Here is a 2,456-nt window from a genome sequence, read left to right on the forward strand (position 1 = left end):
AGGGGTGCGGGGGTACGAAGGGTGCGGGGCGGTCAGCGCACGGCGGGGCTCGCTTTCTCGTGCGCCGCGGGGACGCCGCGGTCGGCCTGCAGGGACCACAGCTCCCGGAAGAGACCGGGCGCTTCGACGAGCTCGGCGAAGGTGCCCTGCTGGATGACCCGGCCGTGGTCGAGGACCACGATGCGGTCGGCGACGGCCACGTTGGCCAGGCGGTGGGTGACGAGGACGACGGCCCGCTCCTGGGCGACCTTCCGGAGCCCCGCGAAGATGCGGTGCTCGGCCCGGGCGTCCAGGGCGCTGGTGGGCTCGTCCATGACGAGCAGGCCGGCGGGGCGGTAGAAGGCGCGGGCGATGGCGATGCGCTGCCACTGGCCGCCGGAGAGCTCCACCCCGCCGAACCACTCGCGGGCGAGGAGGGTGTCGAGCCCGCTGCGGAGCTCCTTGACGACCTCGTCGGCGCCGGCGTGCGCGGCCGCTTCGAGGACGACGCCGTCCCCTTCGTGGGCCTGCCCTAGGGTGATGTTGTCGCGGGCGGACAGGGGCCAGTGGGCGAAGTCCTGCGGGACGACGGCGGTCTGCCGCCACAGCGCCTGCGGGGCGAACTCGCCCGTGCTGACGCCGTCCCACGTGACCTGGCCGCCGGTGGGCAGGTAGAGGCCGGTCAGGAGCTTGCTGAGGGTGGTCTTGCCCGAGCCGTTCTCCCCCACCAGGGCCAGGACCTCGCCGCGCCGCACCTCCAGGCTGACGTCCTGCAGCGCCGGGCGGTCCGTGCCGGGGTAGCGGAAGGTGAGGGACTCGGCGCGGACGGCCCGGGGCGCCGCGGGGGCGAGGGTGCCGCGCTGCATGCGGTGGCCGCCGGCCTCGTCGATGAACTCGGCCCAGTCGTCGAGGTAGAGGCCGGTGCGGAAGAGGCGTGCGCCGTAGCCGACCATGCCCCGCAGGGACGAGCCGACCGAGCGCAGGGCGAAGACGGCCGTGCCGGCCGAGGCGAGCGACATGCGGCCCGTGCCGAGCAGGAGGGCGAGCGCCGCCCACACCAGGCCGGAGGCGATCCCGCCGGCCACGGCGCCGGCGAGGGCGTACCGGGCGCCCTGGTGGACGGCCCGGTCGGTGGCGGTGTGGATGCGGTCGCCGATCGAGCGGTAGCGGCCGAGGAGGAATCCGGCCATGGTGCCCGAGCGCAGCTGGTCGGCGAAGATCTTGTCGGTGACGTGCCAGCGCAGGTGGCTGAGCACCCGGCGGTCGGCGCTGAGGGCGCGGGAGGTCTGGTAATGGACCCGGGCGGCCTTCACGCTCGCGATGCCCTGCGGGAGGGTGGCCAGCAGGAGGAGCGGCAGCAGGAGCGGGTGGAGGAGCGTGACCACGCCGGCCGCGGCGACGAGCGAGGCGAGGCAGGCCATGAGGTCCTGGGACTCGGTCAGCAGGTCCTGGGCGACGTCGGCGCCGCGGTCCGCGGCCTCGCGCTTGTCGTTGAAGCCGGGGTGGTCGTAGGCCGCGAGCTCGGCGTTGATCGCCGCGTCCAGCATCTGCAGCTCGGCCTCGCGGGCGATCCGGGGGGCCAGCCGGCTGGAGATGTTGCTGACGGCGATGGCGAGCAGGGCCCGGGTCCCGGCGGCGCCCGCGAGGAGGCCGATGGAGGGCAGGGCGTCGACGAGCCGGTCCTGCATGTGGCCCGAGGTGACGAGGGCGGTGATGGTGCTGCTGGTGGCGAGGAGGCCGAAGGCCTCGAAGGCGCCGGACAGCAGCTGGCAGGCGAGGAGGGCGAGGACGGCGCGTCTGTCCACGCGCCAGGCGAGGCCCAGTGCCCTGCGGACGAGCCGGGGCAGGCGCCGGCCCATCGCGCGGGCGGTGAGGGGGCTCTTCTGGAAGGCGGTCAGGGTCGGGGAGCGGAAGCGTAATTCCTCATGTACCTCGGTGGTCTCGGTGGTTTCGCCGGACAACGTGGATCCCCCTGGTTGCGGGTGGTGACGGCTGGTTTACGACGGTGATCGTCTGCACGATGACGCATGGCGCGGACGCGATACGGGTGAACGCCCTTAATCCACTCGAACGTGGTCTTTCTGACCGACCGTCACATCCGGCGAACACCTCACCTTGACGCGCCCCTGTCAATAGTTGGCCGCTCGTGGCACCCTGCCTCACGCACCCCCGCTCGGCCTGCACCCTCGCTCGGCCCGCTCAGTTCGCACCCCCGCTCGGCCCGCTCAGCCTGCTCGTCGCCAACTCGCCGTATCCGCACCGCAGAAGGAAGTGCGCGCGGGAGGAAGCGCGCAACGAAGTACGCGCGGAAGGAGTGCGCGTGGAAGGAGTACGCGTGAGACGATCCCGACGTACGACCGCGGGCGTGCTGCTGGCCGCCTGCGCCCTGGTCACCGCGGGCACGCAGGCCGCGGCGGCCGGAACCGCCCCGGGCCGGGCCGTGGCGCCCGCCGTGCACACCGCGGCCGCCGCCCCGG

The 2,456-nt window shown here is 73.9% G+C and carries 1 protein-coding gene; it reads right to left on the reverse strand.

Features of this window, described 5'->3' with window-relative positions:
- Positions 1-32: 32 nt before the first annotated feature.
- Positions 33-1,940, reverse strand: a complete 1,908-nt coding sequence (locus tag B7P34_RS35685; RefSeq protein ID WP_223268598.1) for an ABC transporter ATP-binding protein — start codon at positions 1,938-1,940, stop codon at positions 33-35.
- Positions 1,941-2,456: the final 516 nt, after the last annotated feature.

The sequence above is a fragment of the Streptosporangium nondiastaticum genome (genome assembly GCF_003011965.1).
Classification (GTDB): Bacteria; Actinomycetota; Actinomycetes; order Streptomycetales; family Streptomycetaceae; genus Streptomyces; species Streptomyces nondiastaticus.